This is a genomic window from Streptomyces sp. NBC_00669 (assembly GCF_036226785.1).
Lineage (GTDB): Bacteria > Actinomycetota > Actinomycetes > Streptomycetales > Streptomycetaceae > Actinacidiphila.
Genome location: NZ_CP109018.1, coordinates 5,903,983 through 5,925,469, shown reverse-complemented (window position 1 = coordinate 5,925,469; position 21,487 = coordinate 5,903,983). Strand labels below are relative to the sequence as shown.

Genomic DNA, 21,487 nt, shown 5'->3' with positions numbered 1-21,487 from the left:
CACCAGACGCCACGGGCCCCGCCCTTTGGGCGGACGGCGCTACTTCCAAAACACGGCCTAGGGCCCGCCCGCCCCGGCGGCCCACCGGCCCCGCAGAACGCCCCCGTCGGGGTGGTCAGCGGGGCCGGTTGCCGTACTCGGACCTGCTCGTCTCGATCTCCTCGTGGTGCTCGACGGCCCAGCTCGCGAGCGCCGCGCGGGCGGGATGCGGCTCTTGCCCAGGGCGGTGGGACGTCCCCGCTCCGACCGCCGGCCGACCCGGTGCCCGCCGGGCACCGGGACGGCCAACCACCCGCACGTCCACGCGCGCCTGCCGCTACCGGCCCGCCACGTTCGACTTCTCCGCCGCCTTCGCCGCCTCGGCACCGAAGTCCCCGTCGGCCAGCCGCTTTTCGAGGCGCTGCCCCTCGATGTCCGAGTCGGGCACCCAGCGGCCGAACCACTTCGGGTGGTACCAGATCCGCCCACCGATGAGGGCCATCACCGCGGGGACCAGGGTCAGCCGCACCACGAAGGCGTCGAGGAACACGCCGACCGCGAAGCTGAAGCCGATCGCCTGGATGGTCGGATTGCTGGTGAACATGAAGGCCACGAAGATCGAGAACATGATCAGCGCGGCCGCGGTGACCACCCGGGCCGACAGCGCGGTGCCGCGCTGCACGGCCGCGCGGGCGTCACCGTGCCGGGTGAACTCCTCCTTGATCCGCGAGACGACGAACACCTCGTAGTCGCTGGACAGTCCGAAGATGATCGCGAGCATGATGATCGGCAGGAAGCTGATCGTCTCGCTCGGGGTGATGCCCAGCAGGTGCCGGCCCCAGCCCCACTGGAAGACCGCCACCTGGGCGCCGAGCGCGGCGGCCATCGACAGCAGGAAGCCGACGATCGACTTCAGCGGCACCAGGATGGTCCGGAAGGCGAAGGTCAGCAGGACGAACGCCAGGCCGACGACGGCGATCAGGAAGACCGGCAGCGCGCTGGAGAGCTTCGCGGACACGTCGATGTTGGAGGCCGTGGTGCCGCCGACGAGGATGTGCGCGCCGGTGCCGGACTCGATCGTCGTCCGGTTGTCGCGCAGGGTGTGCACCAGGTCCTGCGTGGCGGAGTCGTTCGGCCCGGACTTCGGGATCACCCGGATCAGCGCCACACCGTTCTGCGCGGCGATCGGGGTGGCCTGGACGACGTCCGCCTGCCGGCCGAGCGCGGCGGAGATCTTCAGCGTGTCCGACGGCGAGGAGACGTCCTGGGCGACGATCAGCAGCGCGCCGTTGAAGCCGGCGCCGAAGCCCTCGGTGGTCAGGTCGTACGCCTTGCGCTGGGTGTTGTCGGTCGGCTGCGAGGCGCCGGACGGCAGACCGAGCCGGATGCTCGTGGCGGGGATCGCCAGCACGCCGAGCAGCACCACGCCGACGACGGTGACCAGCACCCGGTGGCGTACGACGAACCGCGACCAGCCGGCGCCCGCGGTGCTGTTCGGGTCGGCGGCGGTACGGCGGGCCACCCGCTCGGCGTGCGCGCCGAACTTCGGCAGCCGGCTGAAGCGGGCCACCCGGCGCCCGGCGAAGCCGAGCAGCGCGGGCAGCAGGGTGAGCGCGATGAGCAGCGCCACCAGGACCGAGGCCGCCGCGGCCAGGCCCATGACGGTCAGGAACGGGATGCCGACCACGGTCAGCCCGCACAGCGCGATGATCACCGTGAGCGCGGCGAAGACCACCGAGCTGCCCGCGGTGCCCATCGCCAGTGGCACGGACTCCTCCGGCGGCACGCCGCGCAGCAGGTTGGCGCGGTGCCGGGACAGGATGAACAGGCCGTAGTCGATGCCGCAGGACAGGCCGAGCATCAGGGCGACGGTGGTGGAGGCGGAGGCGATGGTGATGACCGAGGCCGCCGCCGTGACGCCCATCAGGGTGGTGATCACCCCGATGATCGCGCTGATGATCGGCATGCCGGCGGCGGCGAACGCGCCGAAGGTGACCATCAGAATCCCGAACGCGATCACCAGGCCGATCAGTTCGGGCGTCTCGGAGACCTCGAAACGCCAGCCCGGGAAGACGCTGCCGTTGTACTCGACCTCCAGGCCGGCGGCGCGCACCGGCTTCATCACGTCCTGCATGGCGTCGAGGTTGGCGTCCTTGACGTCCGGTGGCTTCGCGGTCCACTGGACCTGGCCGAGGGCGATCCGGCCGTCCTTGGAGACCAGGCGCCCGGTGAACGGGTCCACGGACTTCGACACCTGCGGCACGGACGACAGCTTGGTCATCGCCGTACGGATCTCGTCCCGGGCGGCGGGCGTGGTCAGCGTGGCGCCCTTCTTGGCCGCGAAGACGATGGTGCTCTGCCCGCCGCTGAACGCGGGGAGCTTGGCGCTCAGCACGTCGGACGCCTTCTGCGCCTCGGTGCCCGGGATCGTGAAGTCGTCGTTGGTCTTGCCGCCGCTCACCTGGGCGATCGTGACGGCGGCGATCGCGGCCACCAGCCACAGCACGAGAACGAGGACGCGTCGCCGGTAGGAGAAGCGGGCGAGGCGGTACAGATAGCTGGACATAAGTGACTTCCCCACGTCTCCCGTACATCCGAACGGCAGGTCGGCGCGGTTGCCGACCTGCTCGACGACGCTAAGCATTCACTAGCCGCTCGTCAAGTGAATGACTGGCCAGCGGCAGGTGATTCACCAGCCGGAGGCCGGTGAAATCGTCATGCCGCGATCAGCCGGACGACGCGGGCGCGCAGGTGGGGCGGCAGGTCCGGCGGCAGGGCGGCAGCTCGGTGTGCGATCTGGTGACGGCGGGTCCGGTGGCTTGTATGCTGCGGACTCAAGGGGGACGAAGGAGGAACGCAGCCATGGCGACGTCGGCCAAGGGCCTGACCAGTCGCGCGGCGCAGGCCGAGCAGACACGGCAGCAGATCCTCGACACGGCCCAGCGGCTCTTCTCGGAACTCGGCTACAGCGCCACCTCGCTCCAGATGATCGCCGACGAGCTGGGTCTGACGAAGGCGGCCGTCTACTACCACTTCCGGGCGAAGAACGACATCCTGCACGCGGCCCTGATGCCCGGCATCGAGCGGATGGGCACGCTGCTGGACGAAGCGGCGGCGCTGCGCGGCCGGCGGGCCAGGATCGAGCACGTGGTGCACGGCTTCGTGGACTTCCTCGTCGCCAACCGGCAGAACATGGTGATGGCCTCCACCGACCCCGAGCGGCCCGTGCACCCGGAGAAGACCCAGGTGCTCACGATGCGCGAGCGCGGCCTCCACCTGCTCTTCGGCGAGCAGCCCAGCGGCGCCGAACGGCTCGCCTACAACGCGGTGTTCACCGTGCCGGACTGCCTGGCCGAGCTGATGGACCTCACCGACCGCGAACTGCGCGAGGCCCTCACCTCGACCCTGCTGCGCATCCTGCGGGTGCCGCCCGCCAGGGCCTGAGCCCCCGGCCGCGCGTAGCGGCGTACGGCCGCGGCACAGGTACCGGCACCGGCACCGGCACCGGCACCGGCACCGGCACGCACGGAGCCCGCCGCCGTACGGTCACGGCACCCGCACGCGGTCACAGCGGCGGCTGGTCCGGGCGGACCCGCTCGCCCCCCTGCCACACCGCCGCGGTGAGCGGGACGCCGGGCCGGTAGGCGAGGTGCACATGGGTGGGGGCGTCCAGCAGGTGGAGGTCGGCCCGAGCGCCGGGGGCGACCGTCCCGACGTCGGTACGGCGCAGGGCGCGCGCGCCGCCCTGGGTGGCCGCGCGGACCGCCTCGTCGGGGGTCATGCCCATGTCGCGGACGGCGACGGCGACACAGAAGGCCATCGAGGACGTGAACGACGATCCGGGGTTGCAGTCGGTGGACAGCGCGACGGTCGCGCCCGCGTCGAGGAGGCGCCGGGCGTCGGGGTAGGCGGCGCGGGTGGAGAACTCGGCGCCGGGCAGCAGCGTGGCGACGGTCCCGCCGCTCGCGAGAGCGTCCACGTCGGTGTCCGTGAGGTGGGTGCAGTGGTCGGCCGACGCGGCGCCGAGTTCGACGGCGAGCAGGACCCCCGGGCCGTGGCCGAGCTGGTTGGCGTGCACGCGCGGGGTCAGGCCGCGGGCGAGCCCCGCTTCGAGCACCGCGCGCGCCTGGTCGCCGTCGAAGGCGCCCCGCTCGCAGAACACGTCCACCCAGCGGGCGTGGGGCGCGCACGCGTCGAGCATCGGGCCGGTGACGAGGGCGACGTACCCGGCCGGGTCGTCGGCGTACTCGGGGGCGACGACGTGGGCGCCGAGGTAGGTGGTCTCCGGGGTCTGCTCGGCGGCGATCCGCAGCGCGCGGGCCTCGTCGTGGACGGTGAGGCCGTAGCCGGACTTGACCTCGACCGTGGTGGTGCCCTGCCGCCGGGCCTCGGCGAGGTAGCGGGCGAGGTTGCGGGCGAGCTCGGCGTCGGAGGCGGCCCGGGTGGCCGCCACGGTGGTGCGGATGCCGCCCGCGCTGTACGGGCGCCCGGCCATCCGCGCGGCGAACTCCGCGCCGCGCTCGCCCGCGAAGACCAGGTGCGCGTGGGAGTCCACGAAGCCGGGCAGCAGTGCGCGGCCGCCGGCGTCGACCCGATTGTCAGTGGTGGGTGCTTTGCTGGAAGCACCGGTCCAGACGACGCGGTCGCCCTCGATGACGACGGCGGCGTCCTGGATCAGGCCGAGAGGGTTGTCCGCGCTGGTGAGGGAGGGGTCGTTGGTGATCAGGCTGCCGATGTCGGTGATGGCCGTGCTGACCGTCATGGCCTGCTCCTTCGTGGTGCTCGCGTGGGCGTGGGCGCCCGCGGTGGCGCGGGTGCCCGCCGGGGTTCGGGGCCGTTTCGCGGGGGCACGGGGGTCCTCCGCGGCGCGGCCGCGACCGGCGGGTTCCGGTGTCCCCGCGGGTCGAGGTGGCGGCTCGGCGGGCGACGGCCGGACGGGCTTCGCACGCGCGCGCCCCGCCTTCAGCCGCGTACGGCGGCGATCGCGGTGGCCAGCGCACCCGCCACGTCCGGCACGAGCAGGTGCCGTCCGTCCGCCACGACCTGACGGCCCGCCACCACCGTGTGCCGGACGTCCGCCGCGGTCGCCGCGAATACCGCGGTCTCGGCGGCGAGCCGGGGCGGTGGCCCCGCGGTACGGACCGAGTCCAGCGCGATCGTGGTGAAGTCGGCGAGCGCGCCCCGCTCAAGGCGGCCCGCCTCGGGCCAGCCGAGGCAGGCGTGGCCGTCGGCGGTGGCCGCGCGCAGCAGATCGGCGGCGGACCAGTGGCCGCGGGTCCGGGTGCGCAGCCGCTCGTTCAGCTCCATCGCGCGGGCCTCCTCCAGCAGGTCCACCACGGCGTGGCTGTCGCTGCCCAGGGTCAGCGGACTGCCGGCCCGCTGAAGCGCGGGCGCGGGGCCGATCCCGTCGGCGAGGTCGCGTTCGGTGGTGGGGCACATGCACACCGTGGCGCGGGCCCCGCCGAGCACCGCGATGTCGTCGTCGGTGAGGTGGGTGGCGTGCACCGCGGTGGTGTTCCGTCCCCACAGGCCCGCGTCGGCGAGCAGCCGGGCCGGGGTGCGGCCGTGCACGGCCAGGCACGCCCCGTTCTCGGCGGGCTGCTCGGACAGGTGGACGTGGACCGGCACGTCCCTGGTGCGCTCCGCGAAGGCGGCGTAGCCGTCGCGGTCGGAGAAGGCCCGCACGGAGTGCAGGGCCGCGCCGATCCTGGCGTGCTCGCCGCCCCGGAGCCGCGACCAGCGGTCGTACCACCGGTCGGCCGTGCCGTCGCCGAAGCGCCGCTGCACGCCTTCCAGCGGGAGGTAGCCGTCCGCTGTCAGGCCGCCGCGCAGGTAGGCGGTGTCCAGCAGGGTGATCCGGATACCCGCGTCGGCGGCGGCCGCGATCAGTGCCTCGCCCATCGCGTTGGGGTCGGCGTACGCGGTGCCGTCCGGCTGGTGGTGCAGGTAGTGGAACTCGCCGACGCAGGTGATGCCCGCGAGCGCCATCTCGGCGTAGACCGCGCGGGCCAGGTCGAAGTAGGAGTCGGGGGTGAGGTGCAGGGCGGTGGCGTACATGGTCTCGCGCCAGGTCCAGAACGAGGTCGGCGGACGCGCAGCGCCGACCGCCGGGTCGTTCCGCCCCGGCGGAGGCGTGCCGGGTTCGCCGCCGACCTGGGCGGTGCCGCGCAGCGCGCGGTGGAAGGCGTGGCTGTGCGCGTTGGCCAGCCCCGGCACGGTCAGGCCGCGCAGCACGGTGGCGCCCGGCGGCGGGGAGGCGGCGCCGGTGCGCACCTCGGTGATCCGGCCGCCGTCGGCGGTCAGCAGCACGCCCGGCTCGACCAGCGGGTCGAGCCAGGCGTGCTCCAGCCAGTACGTCACCGGCACGCGAGCCCCTCCAGTACGTCGGCGAGCGCGGTGACGCCCGCGGCGCAGTCGTCCTCGGCCGCGAACTCCGCCGGCGAGTGCGAGACGCCGGTGGGGTTGCGTACGAACAGCATGGCGGTCGGCACCGCCGTGGCGAGGATTCCGGCGTCGTGTCCCGCGCCGGTCGGCAGCACCGGGGCCGGCGTCGCGTCCGCGCCGAGCAGCGCGGCGAGCCGGTCGCGCAGGGCGTGCGCGAACTCGACCTCCGGGGTGAAGGACTCGCGGACCACGTCGACGGCGACGCCGTCGCGGGCGCCGCTGTCCCTGGCGGCCCGCTCGATCCCGGCCACGACCGCGGCGAGGGTCTCCTCGTCTGCGGCGCGGGAGTCGAGCCAGCCGCGGACCAGGGAGGCGATGGCGTTGACGCCGCCCGGTTCCACGGCGATCTTGCCGAAGGTGGCGAGCGCGCCGGCCAGCCGGGCCTGCTCGCGGGCGGCGAGCACCGTGCCGGCGTAGGTCAGCATCGGGTCGTGCCGGTCCTCCAGCCGGGTGGTGCCCGCGTGGTTGGCCTCGCCGCGGAAGTCGAAGCGCCAGCGGCCGTGCGGCCAGATCGCGGAGGCCACGCCGACCGGGTGGCCGCCGAGGTCGAGGGCGCGGCCCTGCTCCACGTGCAGTTCGACGAACGCGCCGACGCGGGCGAGGCGTTCGGGGTCGGCGCCGATGGCGTCGGGGTCCTGTCCGGCCCGCTCCATGGCGCGGGCGAGCGTGACACCGTCGGCGTCGCGCAGGTCGCGCGCGTCCTCGGCGGTGAGCCGACCCGCGGTCAGCCGGGAGCCGACGCAGGCCAGGCCGAAGCGGGCGCCCTCCTCGTCGCCGAAGTTCACCACCGCGAGCGGCCGGCGCGGCGCGGCGCCCCGCGCGCGCAGCTCGTCGATCGCGGCGAACGCGGAGACGACGCCGAGCGGGCCGTCGAAGGCGCCGCCGTCGGGCACGGAGTCCAGGTGCGAGCCGGTGACCACGGCGTCGCCGGCCGCGGGGTCGCCGAGCCAGGCCCACTGGTTGCCGTTGCGGTCGAGTTCGTAGTCCAGGCCGCGGACGCCGGCCTGCTCGCGGAACCAGGCGCGGCAGTCGGTGTCGGCGGGTGTCCAGGCGTAGCGGCGGTAGCCGCCGCTGCCGGCGTCGCGGCCGACCGCGGCCAGCTCCCGCCACATCGTCTGGAACCCGGGGGCCCGCACCTGCGGCTCCGCGGCCGGGTCATGTCGCCGCCCGGGTGCCGCGGCGGGCCGGCGCCGGTCCTCCGGGCGCTGCGGGCCCCTGCCTTCCGCGCCCGGGCGTTCCGCGCCCCTGCCTTCCGCGCCCGGGCGTTCCGCGCCCGGGCTCCCCGCGGCGTCGCTCATGTGGCGTCGCCTTCCCGCATGGGCACCCGCACGCCCCGCTCCTGGGCCACTTCCTCGGCGCGGTCGTATCCGGCGTCCACGTGGCGGATGACGCCCATCCCGGGGTCGTTGGTGAGCACCCGGCGGATCTTCTCCGCGGCGAGCGGCGTGCCGTCGGCGACGGTGACCTGCCCGGCGTGGATGCTGCGGCCGATGCCGACGCCGCCGCCGTGGTGGATGGAGACCCAGGACGCGCCCGAGGCGACGTTGACCATGGCGTTGAGCAGCGGCCAGTCGGCGATGGCGTCGGAGCCGTCGAGCATGCCCTCGGTCTCCCGGTAGGGGGAGGCGACGGAGCCGGCGTCCAGGTGGTCGCGGCCGATGACGACGGGCGCCTTGAGGGTGCCGTCGGCGACCATCTCGTTGAACCGCTCGCCGGCGCGGTCCCGTTCGCCGTAGCCGAGCCAGCAGATGCGGGCGGGCAGGCCCTGGAAGTGGACGCGTTCGCCGGCCAGCTTGATCCAGCGGGCCAGCGACTCGTTCTCGGGGAACAGGTCGAGGATCGCCCGGTCGGTGTGGTGGATGTCGGCGGGGTCTCCGGACAGGGCGGCCCAGCGGAAGGGGCCCTTGCCCTCGCAGAACAGCGGGCGGATGTAGGCGGGCACGAAGCCGGGGAAGGCGAACGCCCGCTCGTATCCGGCGAGTTTGGCCTCGCCGCGGATGGAGTTGCCGTAGTCGAAGACCTCGGCGCCGGCGTCCTGGAAGCCGACCATCGCCTCCACGTGCCGGGCCATGGACTCGCGGGCCCGCTGGGTGAAGTCGGCGGGCTTCTCGGCCGCGTAGTCGGCCATGTCGGCGAAGTCCATGCCGAGCGGGAGGTAGGCGAGCGGGTCGTGCGCGGAGGTCTGGTCGGTGACCACGTCGACAGGGGCGCCCATGGCGAGCAGTTGCGGCACGACCTCGGCGGCGTTGCCCAGGACGCCGATGGACAGCGGGCGGCGGGCGTCGCGGGCCTCGGTGGCCAGGCGCAGCGCGTGGTCGAGGGAGTCGGCGCGCACGTCGAGGTAGCGGTGCTCGATCCGGCGGTCGATGGCGCGCGGGTCGCAGTCGACGCAGATCACCACGCCGCCGTTCATGGTGACCGCGAGCGGCTGGGCGCCGCCCATGCCGCCGAGGCCGGCGGTGAGGGTGATGGTGCCGGCCAGGCTGCCGCCGAACCGCTTGGCGGCGACGGCGGCGAAGGTCTCGTAGGTGCCCTGGAGGATGCCCTGGGTGCCGATGTAGATCCACGAACCCGCGGTCATCTGCCCGTACATGGTCAGGCCGAGGGCTTCGAGGCGGCGGAACTCCTCCCAGTTGGCCCAGTCGCCGACCAGGTTGGAGTTGGCGATCAGCACCCGGGGCGCCCACTCGTGGGTCTGCATGACGCCGACCGGGCGGCCGGACTGGACGAGCATGGTCTCGTCCTGCTTCAGGCCGCGCAGGGTGCGCACCATGGCGTCGAAGGAGTTCCAGTCGCGGGCGGCCTTGCCGGTGCCGCCGTAGACGACGAGCTTGTCGGGGTGCTCGGCGACCTCGGGGTCCAGGTTGTTCTGGAGCATCCGCAGCGCGGCTTCCTGCTGCCAACCCTTGGCGCTCAGTTCCGTGCCGCGCGGTGCGCGTACCGGCCTCGGTCCGGTCATCGGGCAAGCCTCCTCGTGGTGGCGGCGTGGTGGCGGAAGACGGTGCGCGCGCCGCCGGGCGGCGCACCCGTAGCAATATATTCACATCCTCGTCTGATGAATACCTCTAGTCAACAGGACCCGGGTGGAAGTCCCGCGCGGGAAGGTGGTGGGATGGCGGGCATGACGGATGAGCTGGGGATACGGCGGGGGCACGCGCTGCGGGCCGCGGTGGAGCAGGGGCTGGCCGGGGAGGCCGAACCGGTGGTCGGGTTGCTGGACATCGCGGGCATCGCCGCCTCGGCGACGGCCCTGCATGCCGCGTTCGCCACCCCTGGTGTGACCGTGACCCATACCTTCGCGGTGAAGGCCGCCTCGCTCGTGCCGGTGCTCGGGCTGCTCGCCGAGTGCGGGCTGGGCGCGGAGGTGGCCAGCCCGGGCGAGCTCGCGCTGGCCCGCGCGGCCGGCATCCCGGCGGAGCGGACCGTGCTGGACTCCCCCGCCAAGACCCTCGCCGAACTGCGCGAGGCGCTCGAACTCGGTATCGCGGTCAACGCCGACAACCCCGAGGAACTGGCCCGGATCGACCGGCTGCGCGAGTCGGCGCCCGCCGGCTCGCCCTTCGCCTCGCCCGTCGGCCTCCGGGTCAACCCGCAGGTCGGCGGCGGCAGCATCGGGGCGATGAGCACGGCCACCGCCACCTCCAAGTTCGGCGTGGCGCTGCGCGACCCGGGCGCGCTGGAGTGGGTCCTGGACGCGTACGCGCGGCGGCCGTGGCTCAACCGGCTGCACACCCACACCGGTTCACAGGGCGTGCCGCTGGAACTGATGGTCGCCGGGGTGCGGGCGGCCTACGAGCTGGCCGAGCGGATCAACGCCGCCGCCGGACGGCAGCAGGTCACCGCGCTCGACATCGGCGGCGGCCTGCCGGTGAACTTCGGCTCCGACGCGACGGTGCCGTCCTTCGCCGACTACGCCGACCTGCTGCGCGCCGAGATCCCCGGGCTCTTCGACGGGCGCTACGGCATCGTCACGGAGTTCGGCCGCTCCCTGCTCGCCAAGAACGGCACGGTGCTGGCGCGGGTCGAGTACGCGAAGTCCGCCGGCGGGCGGCCCATCGCCGTCACCCACGCCGGCGCCCAGGTGGCCACCCGTACGGTGTTCGTGCCCGACTCCTGGCCGATCCGCGTGCTCGCGCTGGACGCCGAGGGCGCGGAGAAGACGGGCGAGCCAGTGGTCCAGGACGTGGCCGGGCCTTGCTGCTTCGCCGGCGACCTCGTCGCCAAGGGGCGCGCCCTGCCGCTGCTGGAGGCCGGCGACCATGTGGCGCTGCTCGACACCGGTGCGTACTACTTCTCCAACCACTTCGCCTACAACTCCCTGCCGCGCCCCGCGGTGTACGGGTACTGCGTCCTGCCCGACGGCGCGGTCGCGTTCTCGCCGGTGCGGGCGGCGCAGACCCAGGAGGAGCTTCTCGCGGAGAGCGGCGCCGGATTCCCGTCCCTGCGGCTGCGGTCGTAAGGACGCGGGGGCGGCGCGGCGCCCCCGGGGGTCAGGGGCGGCGCCTGCCGCCCCCGGGAGCCGCGTCGCCGGCGGCGATCCCCGTGAGCTGGTAGAGCGCGGGGTTGCCGTCGGGACGGAACCACAGCAGGGCGTCGTGGGAGCGCTCGATGCGGGCGACCCGGCGGGACCGCAGCCACAGCCCGGCGCCGACGCCCCCGAGGAGCATGCCCGCCGCGCAGGGCAGGACGACGTTCGCGGCGGCGGCGACCACGAACACCAGCAGCAGCCACCAGCGGCGGCGGCGCAGCCACGCCCGGGCGGTGACCCTGCGGTCCTGGAGGAAGACGGACTTCGCCGCACGCGAGGCGGCCTTGGCGCGTTCGGCGTGCCGGCGGCCGCGGACGAGGAAGGCCGTCACCGCGGCGATGACGAACAGCGCGGCACCGGCCAGCACACCGATCCGGCGGCCGGTCGGGCTGAACGTCACGGCGGTGCCCGGCACGGCAGCGATCACGCCCAGCCACCACAGCCAGACCGCCGCCACCCGCACCGCCACCGCCACCCGCGCCAATGTGTAGGCCCCGCGCACCACGTCGCGCTCCCTCCGTCGTCGTCCCGGCCCGCCGTCCCGGTGGTACGGCGGCGCCGGCCAAGTGCTGGGGAGGGAGACTACTTCGCGATTCTCAGATTTTCGTTAAACCAGATGTCATTCCGCTGAGCACAACCTTTTGCCGGGGCCGAGGGTCGCAAGGGGTGTTCCGTACCACCACCATGCTCCAAGGGACTTGGGGGAAGATCCCGTGATTCCGCTCCTCAAATGGCGCCGTTCGGCCGCCGCGCTGACCGCCCTCGCGGTCGCGCTGCTCGGCGCCGCCGCGGCGCAGGCGCCCGCGCATGCGGCCGAAGGGCCCACCCTGGCATTTCAGATACAGAAGACCAGCGTGGGGGTGCCGCAGCCGGACAACTCGGGGGACCCGCCGCAGATCAGTTGGGCGCTCGCCCCGCCGAAGAGCGGCCCGACCGTCACGAACGTGGTCGTCTCACTGGACCTCTCCGGGATCAGCTCCTTCATCACCGCCGACAACGGGTACCCGGATGACACCGTCACCTGGAAGAGCGCCGAGCTGGGCGTCGGCGGTGCGGGCGGGCTGGTCGACCTCCACGCCAAGCCGGGCGCCGCGCTGGGCACCACGGGCACCGCGGTCCTGTCCGGCACCGCGGACAACGCGACGATCACCCCCCTCACCGTGCGGGTCACCGTCGGCGCGGTCGGGCTGGTGGTCAACAAGCCGACCCAGGTCGACCACGCCAAGCCGGGCGACAGCCTTGAAGCGCCCCTCACCATCGCGAACACCGGGCAGCTCCCGGCCGACGGGGCCGACCTGAGGGTGACCACCACCGAGGGGCTCGGCTACGCGCAGCACTTCTCCAACTGCGTCTACAGCAAGCAGACCATCGACAACGGCTATGCGACGCTGAACAACAACGCGGTCTGCCACTTCGCCACCACCATCGAGCCCGGCAAGAAGTACCGGCTCTCCGCTCCGGTGGGCATCGACGTGACCAGCAGCGCGCTGTGGGACCTGGTCCGCTTCACGGTCAGCCCGAAGCCCGGCACGCCGACCGGCAACAACGTCCGCGCGGACGGCCCGGTGCTCTCGCTCGTGCCGGACGGCGCGGCCCCCAGCGGCGGGACGAACACCTCCGACTGGACGATCGACACCGACAACACCGCGGACATCGCGGCCGGCGGCGACACCGTCAGCGGCAAGCCCGGCGACACGGTGCAGGTCATCGCGTCGATGCGGAACAAGGGCCCGGCCACCGTGGACATCGAGACCAGCGACGACCAGCTCGGCGTCATGTTCGACGTCCCCAAGGGCACCACCGTGGTGAAGATCCCCAAGGCCTGCTACACGTGGGGAGAGGGCGGTCCCCACGACCAGAAGCTCGGGGCGCCCAAGTACATCTGCTGGGTCAACCCGCCGCTGCGGGTCGGCGCGACCGTGAAGATGCCGTTCACCCTGCGGATCGACGCCGACGCGCCCGCGCTCGCCACGGGCACGGTCCAAGCCACCACCGTCTACGACAACAAGCTGCCCTTCGACCCCGACGTGACGAACAACACGGCCGCGGTGACCGTCCACGTCAAGGGCGGCGCGACGGCCACCCCGACCTCCTCGGCCGGCGCCACCAGCACGGGCGGCACTTCGGGCGGCAACCACCTCTCCACCCAGACCGGCGCCGGGAGCACGGCCGGCGGAAGCTCCGGCACCTCCGGCTCCACCGGCACGCTCGCCTCGACCGGCGGCAACGGCACCCAGCTGCTCACCTGGCTGGGAGCGGCCGCCCTCGCCTTCGGCGCCGCGGCCTTCGCCCTCGCCCACAGCCGCAGGACCCGCCGCACGACCACCGGCTCCTGACCGGGGCGGCCACGCTCCACGCACCAGCAGAACCCGGCAGACCAGCGACACCGGCACCGGCACCAGCACCACCCGCGGCCCGCGGGGGCGTTCACTCCATGAACACCCCGCGGGCCGCGGCATGCGCGTCGAACTCCTCCAACCGCGCCTGCGCGTCCGGCAGGTCGTCGCACATCGACTCCAGCAGCACCCGGCCCAGCAGCATCGGCGCGCACGCCGTGTCGAAGGCCAGCCCGGTGCCGACGGCCGCGGGCAGCAGCAGGTCGCTGTGCGCGGCCACCGGTGCGAACGCGCTGTCCGCGACGGTCACCACGGTCAGCCCGGCCGCCCGCGCGTAGCCGAGCGCGTCGGCCACCTCCCGCGGGTGCCGGGGCAGCGCGAAGCACAGCAGGGCGCTCGCGCCCGCCCGGACCGCGGCGTCGATCCGGTCGGCGAGCATGGTGCCGCCCTCGTCCAGCAGCCGCACATCGGGGTGCACCTTCGCCGCGAAGTACGCGAACCCGCGCGCCTGGGCACCCGCCGCCCGCAGCCCCAGCACCGGCAGCGGCCTGGACCCGGCCAGCACCGCCCCCGCCCTGGCCACCGGCTCCGGGTCGGCCAGCAGCTCGACCAGGTGCCGCAGGTTCTCGATCTCCGCGTGCACCGCCTGCTGGTACTCGTTGTACGAGGTCGTGCCGGCCGGATCGGGCGCCGGCGCCACCTCGCGCAGGTGCTTGCGCAGCGCCGGGTACCCGTCGAAACCGAGGGCGACCGCGAACCGGGTCACCGACGGCTGGCTGACCCCGGCGAGTTCGGCGACCTCCACGCTGGACAGGAAGGCCGCCTCGTCCGCCTGCCGCACCAGGCAGTGCGCGATGCGCCGCTGGGTCGGGGTCAGCCGGTGCGCCTCGAAGAGCTTCAGCAGCCGCGCGGACGCACCGCTCCCCGCGCTTCTGCCCGCGGCCCCACCACCCGTGGCGCTCCCGCTCCCGCTCGCGCCGTTCACGTCACCGGCGTCGCCGCCGTCGCCGACGTCATTGCCCTCGCCCGCGTCGCCCACGCCGTTCACGCCGCCCGCACGGTCCGCCCCGGCACCGCCGGCACCGTCAGCCTTGTCCGCCCCGTCAGCACTGCCCATGCCCGTCCGTCCCTGGTCCGAACCGCCCGGCCGGGGCAGCCCACGGGCCCCGCCGACCGTCTATTCACAGGACATGACTCTGCATGAACGTATGCAGTCCGGCAAGCGCGGGCGCTCCCGAGCACCGCCAGTACGGATCGGCGGCCTCGGCGTGCACTCCGTAGACCGCGACCACCTCGATGAGCAGCGCCACCGCGTTGGCGACGCATATGCACAGCGCGAGCGTGCCCTGCCAGGACTCGGCACCGCGCGCGCCGGCCCGCGCCGCCGTGCGGAAGAACAGCACGCACAGCACCGACGCCGCCACCCCGCACAGCAGCGCCGCGTAGCCCACCACGAACTGCGTCCAGGGCACACCCAGTTGGTGACAGAGCGCCTCCTCCCGCCGGCCCTTCCGGTCGTCCAGCCACACGCCGGCCACCAGCAGCGCCACTCCGAGCAGCGCGAGCCCCGGCGCCGCCAGCACCCGCCGCCGCCACCGCGCCGACGGCAACTCCACCTCCGGTGGCCGCCACTCCGGCGCCGCGACCCGCTCCGTTCCCCGCTCCCCCGCCATTTCAGCCTCCCCCGGCAACTCCGCACATCGATCCACCCGTTGGCCCGCCGGACCGCCCGAACACCCGCCCGCCCCGGGGCCGGCCCCGTACGACAAACCGTCACCCCGCGCAGCGAAGAGCCCGAATCCGCTCACGCTCCGCAATCAATCCGTGACGGTGTCAGCGTAGCCGAAGGGCCGGACAGGTGTTCCCACCTGTCCGGCCCCTGTGGATAACTCCCGCTCGGCGCTGCCTACCGCCGCCCGGTCTCGTCCAGCTCCGGTGCGTCGTACGAGCCCCCGCCGGCGCCCGCGGCGACCACACCGGCGTCGTCCGAGTCGACGGCGCGGTCCGCGTGACCCGGCCACCAAGCGGCGTGCCCGATCAGCGCGGTGAGGCTCGGCGTGAAGAACATCGCCATCACGAAGGCCGCGACCACGATGCCGAAGGCGATCGCGAAGCCCATCTCGGTGAGGAACGAGTTCCCGGACAGCATCAGGGTGGCGAAGGTCGCCGCCAGGATGAACCCGGCCGAGGCGATCGTCGGACCCGCGTGCCGCAGCGCCTCCGCGGCGGCCTCGCGTGGCTCGCGGCCCTCGCGGGCCTCCTCCCTGAGCCGGGCGATCATCAGGATGTTGTAGTCCGTTCCGATCGCCACCACGAACAGATACATGATGATCGGCAGCATGAAGATCAGCCCGCTGCCGCGGCCGAAGATCAGCACGGTGGCACCGAGCGTCGCTCCGAACCCGAGGGCCACCGAGGCGATCAGGTACCAGGGCGCGACGATGCTGCGCAGCAGCAACCCCAGGATCACCATGATCAGGATCGCGGCCACCGGGAAGACCGTGCGGTAGTCGTGGTTCACGGCCGCGTTGATGTCCCGGTAGATCGAGGACGTGCCGCCGACCACCGCCTCGGTTCCCGGCGGAGCGTTGTCCTTGGCGGCCGTGCGGACGTCACCGACCGCCGCGATGGCCTTGTCGCTCGCGCCGGAGTACTTCAGCGTCAGGTTGAACAGGGCCGTGGTGTGGTCCTTGTTCAGCCCGGTGCTCTGGTCGAAGGTCGCGCTGGCGACGCCGTCGGCCTGGCTGAGCTTCTCCTTGTACGCGGTGAAGTCGACACCGTTCAGCGGCTTGCCGTCGGTGCTGGTGAGGAAGACCGAGGTCGGGTCGGCAGCACCGGCGGAGTACGCCTTCTGCATGCTGTCCTGGACGACCATCGACTCCTTGGTCTTGGGGATGGACCCGGAGGCGAGGTCGTAGTCGGCCTTGTAGCCGAGGGTGCCGAGCGCCAGCAGCAGCATCACCAGGCCGGAGACGATGGCGACCAGGCCGGACCGGCGGCCGAGCATCCGGCCGATCGAGGTGAAGCGGGTGCCGGACGGCTCCAGGTGCCACTTCTTGCCCGGCCAGAACAGCGCCTTCGGCGGGATGAGCGAGCAGATCGCCGGGAAGAGCGTGAGACCGGCGATCAGTGTGACCGCGACCAGGATGGCGAGCGCCGGGCCCAACTGGGTGAGGAAGCCCAGGGTGGACAGGGCCAGCGCCAGGAAGGAGATGATCACCGCGCCGGCCGCCGAGGCGATCGCCTCACCGACCCTGGTGACGCTGTTGATCATCGCTTCCTTGGGTTCGTCACCCGCCCGCAGCCGTTCTCGGTAGCGGAACATGAGGAACAGGAAGTAGTCCGTGCCGACGCCGAGCACCACCACGATCAGCAGCGCGGAGATCGAGCTGTTGGCCTGCAGGCCGAAGAGCTTGGTGGCGTAGGCGATCAGGCCGTTGGACGTGGTGAACACCAGGCCCATCAGGATCACCAGCGGCATGATCGCGATCAGCGGGGACCGGAAGATGATCAGCAGCGTGATGATGATGATGAGCAGCGAGCCGATCAGCGCGACGGCGTCGGAGGTGTTGCCCGCGTCCTGCTGGTCGAGGTTCTGCGCGGCCTGACCGCCGACCTGGACCTTCAGATGGGTGCCCTTGGCAAGGTCCTTGGAGTCCGTGCGCAGCGCCTTCGCCGCGTCGGCCTGCTTCGGCTGCCCCTGGGTCTTCTTGTCCATCTGGACATAGGCCGTGTCGTACTTGCCGTCCTTGGACTCCGTGCCCGCGACGACCTTCTGCACCTGGTCGATGTGCTTGCCGTCCAGGGCAGTGGTGATCTTGGTGATGTCGGCCTTGTCGGCCGCGGTCAGCGGCGCGTTGTCGCTCCGCTGGTAGAGGACGATCGCCGACGGGGTGAAGGCCGCGGGGAACGCCTTCTCCTGGAGGTCCATCGCCTTGATCGACTGGTAACTACTGGGCAGGAAGCTGCTCTCGTCGCTGTTGGACGGCAGGCTCGGCGCAGTAGCGACGATCGCGACGGCGGCGACGAGCCACGCGACGATCGTCCATACGGGATGGCGGACGACTGCGCGTCCGATGCGGTGGAACATGCGGTGCTGCCTCCATGGCAGGACGTATCACCGCCACCCTTTGGAGCGGTTCCCGGGCATCGGCGACCCGAACGGCGCGCGCGCCGGCCGGAGATTTTCATATGGGTGGGTTGTGACCCAGATCTTACTTGCCGCCCGGCAAGGGGCAAACCACCACCCCCGGGCAACTCCTGCGCGTCGCAGCCGCGCGAGCAGAAGGACCCGGTATGACTACCCCGATCACAGCGGCGGGAGCAACCGCTTTTGCGGCTTTCCCATCGCGTTACGCGGCAGTTCACCGAGGAAACGGACCTGCCGCGGCCGCTTGTGCACCGAAAGGCGGGTGGCGACGAAGTCGGTGAGCTCGCTCGCGCTCACCCCGTCGGCGACCACGTAGGCGACGATCTCCTGTCCCAGGTCGGCGTGGGGCGCGCCGACCACCGCCGCCTCGCGCACCGCGGGGTGGGCGAGCAGCGCGTTCTCCACCTCGCCCGCGCCGATCCGGTAACCGCCGGACTTGATCAGGTCGGTGGACGCGCGGCCGACGATCCGGTGCGTGCCGTCCGGGTCGATCGCCGCGATGTCGCCGGTCCGGAACCAGCCGTCGTCGGTGTACGCCGCCGCGGTCGCCTCCGGGCGGCCGAGGTAGCCGTCGAAGAGGGTGGGGCCGGTGAGCTGGAGTTCGCCGATGCCGTCGGCGGACTCGGCGATCCTGGTGGCGATCCCGGGCAGCGGGACGCCGACGGCACCCGGGGCGCGCGGCCCGTCCGCCCGGGCGGAGACGGTGATCAGCGTCTCCGTCATGCCGTAGCGCTCGACCGGTTCGTGCCCGGTCAACTCGGCCAGCGAGGCGAAGACCGGAGAGGGCAGCGGCGCGCTCCCCGACACCAGCAGCCGCGCGCCGGACAGCGCGCGGGCCGCGGCCTCCTCGCGCGCCACCCGGTGCCAGACGGTGGGCACGCCGAAGTAGAGGCTGCCGCCGGCCGCCGCGTACGCCGCCGGGGTGGGGCGGCCGGTGTGCACCAGACGGCTGCCGACCCGCAGCGCGCCGAGCACGCCGAGCACCAGGCCGTGCACGTGGAACAGCGGCAGCCCGTGCACCAGGGTGTCGTCCGCCGTCCACTCCCACGCCCGCGCCAACGCGTCCAGGTCCTCGGCGATCGCGGCCCGGGAGAGCATGACGCCCTTGGGCGGGCCGGTCGTCCCCGAGGTGTAGAGCACCAGCGCCGGCCGCCCGCCGCCCGTATCCGGCTCCCCCGCGTCATCGACCGCCGCGCTGAAGTCGGCGCGCTCCGCGAAGTCCACGGGGAGCAGTTCCGCGCCGGAGTCCCGCAGGACGTGCGCCCGTTCGTCCGGTCCCGCGTCCGGGGCGACCGGCACCACCGGCACCCCGGCGAGCAGCCCGCCCACCACGGCCGCCACCGTCTCCAGCGACGCGCCGGCCTCCACCGCGAACGCCTCCCGCCCCGACACCCGCCGGGCGACCGCCCCCGCGGCGCCCAGCAGCTCCTCGTAACTGCACGCCCTGCCGTCGACCCGCAGTGCGTCCGGACGGTCCGACCCTCCGTGCAAGGCGGTGAGCAGCGGCACCGATGCCATGGGAATCCTCCTACTGGGCAGCCCGCCCCCAGGAAAACCGGGGGTTAGCCCCAGTGTCGCCCAAGCGCCGCGCCTCCTACGGTTGCCCTATGGACGCCCGCGACCCGGAACTGAAGAAGGAACTCGCCGCCACCTTGCAGGCGCGCAAGACACTCGGCGAGGAATACGAGTCGGAACTGGTCGACTCGTTCATGGAGAAGGTGGCCGAGCGCGTGGACAGCCGCGTCGAGCAGCGGGTGCGCCGCGAGCTGGCCCAGCAGCAGACGTCGTCGGCGCGCGCCGACCGCCGCCCGATCGGGCCGCCCCAGAGCAACCCCCGCTTCGCCCGTTACGGCTTCGCGGGGTTCACGATGATCGCCGCGATCCCGCTCTCCGCGATCGGCGTGGCCAACGCGGGCACCACCGGGCTCCTGATCAGCTGGGCCGGCATCGTCGCGGTCAACCTCGCCCAGGGCGTGGGCAACTTCTTCTCCAAGGACCGCCACCCCGACCGCGACGACTGGTCCTGAGCACATACCGCTCCGCGGCGGACGACCTCGCTGAGAGGGCACCCCTTCGCCCGGGTCGCGAGCGAGCGAGCGAGCGGGAAAAGCGGCGAGCGAGCCCAAAAAAAAGGGGGCGAGGACCGCCGCACCCCCGGGGCATTGCTGCCCGGGGGGCGGGACGACGGCGGTCCTCGCCGGGACGCGTGCCGGGTCAGGGCCGGGCCTGCGCGTCCAGGGTCACCATGGAGTCCGGGAGCCGCTCCGGAAGCCTTGGCGCCACTTGGGTGCCGATGCGGCCGGGCGAACCGGCCGCGCTTTCGACATCACCCAATCTGCCGGACCCGTGTTAAGCGCGTGCTGCGTGGACGTGTCGCGGGCGTACCAGTTCGCGGAATGCGCGGCCGGAGCTACCGCGCACCGGCCATCCGGTGCGCGGTACCCCTCAGGAACCGCCGTGACCGGCGAGGAAGGCCAGCAGGTCCTGCCGGCTCACGACGTTCGTCGGCTTCCCCTCCACCAGCACGATCGCCGCGTCCGCGTTCTCCAGCACCGTCATCAGGTCGCCGACCCGCTCCCCGGAGCCGACCTGCGGCAGCGGCGGGCACAGGTGCTTGTCGAGCGGGTCGTCCAGGGCGGCGCGCTTGGTGAACAGCGCGTGCAGCAGTTCGCGCTCGACCACCGAGCCGATCACCTCGGCCGCCATGACGTCGGGGTGCCCGGCACCGGGCTTGACCACGGGCATCTGCGAGACGCCGTACTCGCGCAGCACCTCGATCGCCTGCCCGACCGTCTCGTCCGGGTGCATGTGCACGAGGTTGGGCAGCCCGCCGTCCTTGTGCGCGAGCACGTCGACGACCCGCGGCTCGCCCTCGTTCTCGTCGAGGAAGCCGTGCGAGCTCATCCACTCGTCGCTGAAGATCTTCGAGAGGTAGCCGCGGCCGCTGTCGGGCAGCAGCACCACGACCACGTCGTCCGGGCCGAGCCGGGCCGCGACCTCCAGCGCCGCGACGACCGCCATGCCGCAGGAGCCGCCGACCAGCAGGCCCTCCTCGCGGGCGAGCCGGCGGGTCATCTGGAAGGAGTCCTTGTCGGAGACGGCCACGATGTCGTCGGCCACCTCGCGGTCGTAGGCGGTCGGCCAGAAGTCCTCGCCGACGCCCTCGACCAGGTACGGGCGCCCGGAGCCGCCGCTGTAGACGGACCCTTCCGGATCGGCGCCGATCACCTTCACCCGGCCGTCGCTGGCGTCCTTGAGGTAGCGGCCGGTGCCGGAGATGGTGCCGCCGGTGCCGACGCCGGCCACGAAGTGGGTGATCTTGCCCTCGGTCTGCTTCCACAGCTCGGGACCGGTGGAGTGGTAGTGCGACAGCGGGTTGTTCGGGTTGCTGTACTGGTCCGGCTTCCAGGCGTTCGGCGTCTCGCGCACCAGCCGGTCGGACACGTTGTAGTACGAGTCGGGGTGGCTGGGGTCGACGGCGGTCGGGCAGACCACGACCTCGGCACCGTAGGCCCGCATGACGTTGATCTTGTCCGCCGAGACCTTGTCCGGGCAGACGAAGACGCAGTGGTAGCCCTTGCGCTGCGCGACCATCGCCAGGCCGACTCCGGTGTTGCCGGAGGTCGGCTCCACGATGGTGCCGCCCGGACGCAGTTCACCGCTCTCCTCCGCGGCTTCGATCATCCGCAGGGCGATGCGGTCCTTGACCGAGCCTCCGGGGTTGAAGTACTCGACCTTCGCGAGGACGGTCGCCTTGATCCCCGCGGTCACGCTGTTGAGCCTCACCAGCGGGGTGTTGCCGACGAGGCTGATCATCGAGTCGTGAAACTGCACCGTGTGTCTCCGGGTTCTCCGAGATGGTGGCACCAGGTTAGAGCCTGGTGGAAACGCGGACGCTGCGGTCGGCGTTGAGGTGGGTAGGGGTGTCACGTCGACGTGGGAAAGGGATGTCACGCGTGGCGTGCGTCGCGGCGGGTCGGTGCCCGGTCTTCGGCGTGTGGCGGGGGAACGTGTGTGCGCGGTGGCGCATGGTGGTGTCCGGACAGTCCA

The 21,487-nt window shown here is 72.9% G+C and carries 15 protein-coding genes; 4 read left to right on the top strand and 11 right to left on the bottom strand.

Going from position 1 to position 21,487, the window contains the following annotated elements; translation table 11 throughout:
- Positions 1 to 316: 316 nt before the first annotated feature.
- Positions 317 to 2,623 (bottom strand): MMPL family transporter, encoded by a 2,307-nt coding sequence (locus tag OG896_RS25095; protein ID WP_329368937.1) that lies wholly within the window; start codon positions 2,621 to 2,623, stop codon positions 317 to 319.
- A gap of 218 nt (positions 2,624 to 2,841) precedes the next feature.
- Between OG896_RS25095 and OG896_RS25090 the strand changes: the two genes are divergently transcribed.
- Positions 2,842 to 3,423, top strand: coding sequence for a TetR/AcrR family transcriptional regulator (locus OG896_RS25090; protein WP_328464749.1), 582 nt, complete (start codon positions 2,842 to 2,844; stop codon positions 3,421 to 3,423).
- 121 nt (positions 3,424 to 3,544) lie between these two features.
- Here the strand turns inward: OG896_RS25090 and hutI are convergent, their stop codons facing one another.
- From hutI to hutU, 4 genes are all read right to left on the bottom strand, one after another.
- The gene (gene hutI / locus OG896_RS25085) at positions 3,545 to 4,741 is read right to left on the bottom strand and encodes an imidazolonepropionase (protein WP_329368934.1); all 1,197 of its coding nucleotides are present in this window, start codon (positions 4,739 to 4,741) and stop codon (positions 3,545 to 3,547) included.
- Positions 4,742 to 4,941: 200 nt separating this feature from the next.
- Positions 4,942 to 6,345, bottom strand: coding sequence for a formimidoylglutamate deiminase (locus tag OG896_RS25080; RefSeq protein WP_329368932.1), 1,404 nt, complete (start codon positions 6,343 to 6,345; stop codon positions 4,942 to 4,944).
- The gene (locus OG896_RS25075) at positions 6,336 to 7,535 is read right to left on the bottom strand and encodes an allantoate amidohydrolase (protein ID WP_329374243.1); all 1,200 of its coding nucleotides are present in this window, start codon (positions 7,533 to 7,535) and stop codon (positions 6,336 to 6,338) included. The genes OG896_RS25080 and OG896_RS25075 overlap by 10 nt, the downstream gene beginning before the upstream one ends.
- A 182-nt stretch (positions 7,536 to 7,717) precedes the next feature.
- On the bottom strand, positions 7,718 to 9,382 hold the full coding sequence (gene hutU / locus OG896_RS25070) for a urocanate hydratase (protein WP_329368930.1): 1,665 nt from the start codon (positions 9,380 to 9,382) through the stop codon (positions 7,718 to 7,720).
- 153 nt (positions 9,383 to 9,535) lie between these two features.
- On the opposite strand from hutU, the gene OG896_RS25065 reads away from it, so the two are divergent.
- Positions 9,536 to 10,882 (top strand): diaminopimelate decarboxylase, encoded by a 1,347-nt coding sequence (locus tag OG896_RS25065; RefSeq protein ID WP_443057151.1) that lies wholly within the window; start codon positions 9,536 to 9,538, stop codon positions 10,880 to 10,882.
- Positions 10,883 to 10,913: 31 nt separating this feature from the next.
- Here the strand turns inward: OG896_RS25065 and OG896_RS25060 are convergent, their stop codons facing one another.
- Positions 10,914 to 11,456, bottom strand: a complete 543-nt coding sequence (locus OG896_RS25060) for a hypothetical protein (RefSeq protein WP_329368926.1) — start codon at positions 11,454 to 11,456, stop codon at positions 10,914 to 10,916.
- A 208-nt stretch (positions 11,457 to 11,664) separates the two neighbouring features.
- Here OG896_RS25060 and OG896_RS25055 point away from each other — a divergent pair, with 208 nt between their 5' ends.
- On the top strand, positions 11,665 to 13,287 hold the full coding sequence (locus tag OG896_RS25055; RefSeq protein ID WP_329368924.1) for an LPXTG cell wall anchor domain-containing protein: 1,623 nt from the start codon (positions 11,665 to 11,667) through the stop codon (positions 13,285 to 13,287).
- 91 nt (positions 13,288 to 13,378) lie between these two features.
- On the opposite strand, the gene OG896_RS25050 is transcribed toward OG896_RS25055, so the two are convergent.
- The 4 genes from OG896_RS25050 to OG896_RS25035 all read right to left on the bottom strand — a co-directional run bounded on the left by OG896_RS25050 (position 13,379) and on the right by OG896_RS25035 (position 18,955).
- Positions 13,379 to 14,404 (bottom strand): MurR/RpiR family transcriptional regulator, encoded by a 1,026-nt coding sequence (locus OG896_RS25050; RefSeq protein ID WP_329368922.1) that lies wholly within the window; start codon positions 14,402 to 14,404, stop codon positions 13,379 to 13,381.
- Between the two features lie 64 nt (positions 14,405 to 14,468).
- The gene (locus OG896_RS25045; protein WP_329368920.1) at positions 14,469 to 14,960 is read right to left on the bottom strand and encodes a hypothetical protein; all 492 of its coding nucleotides are present in this window, start codon (positions 14,958 to 14,960) and stop codon (positions 14,469 to 14,471) included.
- 233 nt (positions 14,961 to 15,193) lie between these two features.
- The gene (locus tag OG896_RS25040; RefSeq protein ID WP_329368918.1) at positions 15,194 to 17,377 is read right to left on the bottom strand and encodes an MMPL family transporter; all 2,184 of its coding nucleotides are present in this window, start codon (positions 17,375 to 17,377) and stop codon (positions 15,194 to 15,196) included.
- Between the two features lie 219 nt (positions 17,378 to 17,596).
- On the bottom strand, positions 17,597 to 18,955 hold the full coding sequence (locus OG896_RS25035) for an acyl-CoA synthetase (protein WP_329368916.1): 1,359 nt from the start codon (positions 18,953 to 18,955) through the stop codon (positions 17,597 to 17,599).
- Positions 18,956 to 19,044: 89 nt separating this feature from the next.
- Between OG896_RS25035 and OG896_RS25030 the strand changes: the two genes are divergently transcribed.
- A complete protein-coding gene (locus tag OG896_RS25030; RefSeq protein ID WP_329368914.1) occupies positions 19,045 to 19,464 on the top strand; it encodes a hypothetical protein in 420 nt (139 codons plus the stop codon).
- 418 nt (positions 19,465 to 19,882) lie between these two features.
- On the opposite strand, the gene OG896_RS25025 is transcribed toward OG896_RS25030, so the two are convergent.
- Positions 19,883 to 21,271, bottom strand: a complete 1,389-nt coding sequence (locus tag OG896_RS25025) for a cystathionine beta-synthase (protein WP_329368913.1) — start codon at positions 21,269 to 21,271, stop codon at positions 19,883 to 19,885.
- Between the last annotated feature and the right edge of the window lie 216 nt (positions 21,272 to 21,487).

Bases quoted from the DNA above. Each gene is read 5' to 3' on its own strand.
- OG896_RS25035 (WP_329368916.1), bottom strand. From the start codon at position 18,955: ATGGCATCGGTGCCGCTGCTCACCGCCTTGCACGGAGGGTCGGACCGT.
- OG896_RS25090 (WP_328464749.1), top strand. From the start codon at position 2,842: ATGGCGACGTCGGCCAAGGGCCTGACCAGTCGCGCGGCGCAGGCCGAG.
- OG896_RS25065 (WP_443057151.1), top strand. From the start codon at position 9,536: ATGGCGGGCATGACGGATGAGCTGGGGATACGGCGGGGGCACGCGCTG.
- OG896_RS25040 (WP_329368918.1), bottom strand. From the start codon at position 17,377: ATGTTCCACCGCATCGGACGCGCAGTCGTCCGCCATCCCGTATGGACG.
- OG896_RS25075 (WP_329374243.1), bottom strand. From the start codon at position 7,535: ATGTGGCGGGAGCTGGCCGCGGTCGGCCGCGACGCCGGCAGCGGCGGC.
- hutU (WP_329368930.1), bottom strand. From the start codon at position 9,382: ATGACCGGACCGAGGCCGGTACGCGCACCGCGCGGCACGGAACTGAGC.
- hutI (WP_329368934.1), bottom strand. From the start codon at position 4,741: ATGACGGTCAGCACGGCCATCACCGACATCGGCAGCCTGATCACCAAC.
- OG896_RS25045 (WP_329368920.1), bottom strand. From the start codon at position 14,960: ATGGCGGGGGAGCGGGGAACGGAGCGGGTCGCGGCGCCGGAGTGGCGG.
- OG896_RS25030 (WP_329368914.1), top strand. From the start codon at position 19,045: ATGGACGCCCGCGACCCGGAACTGAAGAAGGAACTCGCCGCCACCTTG.
- OG896_RS25050 (WP_329368922.1), bottom strand. From the start codon at position 14,404: ATGGGCAGTGCTGACGGGGCGGACAAGGCTGACGGTGCCGGCGGTGCC.
- OG896_RS25095 (WP_329368937.1), bottom strand. From the start codon at position 2,623: ATGCTTAGCGTCGTCGAGCAGGTCGGCAACCGCGCCGACCTGCCGTTC.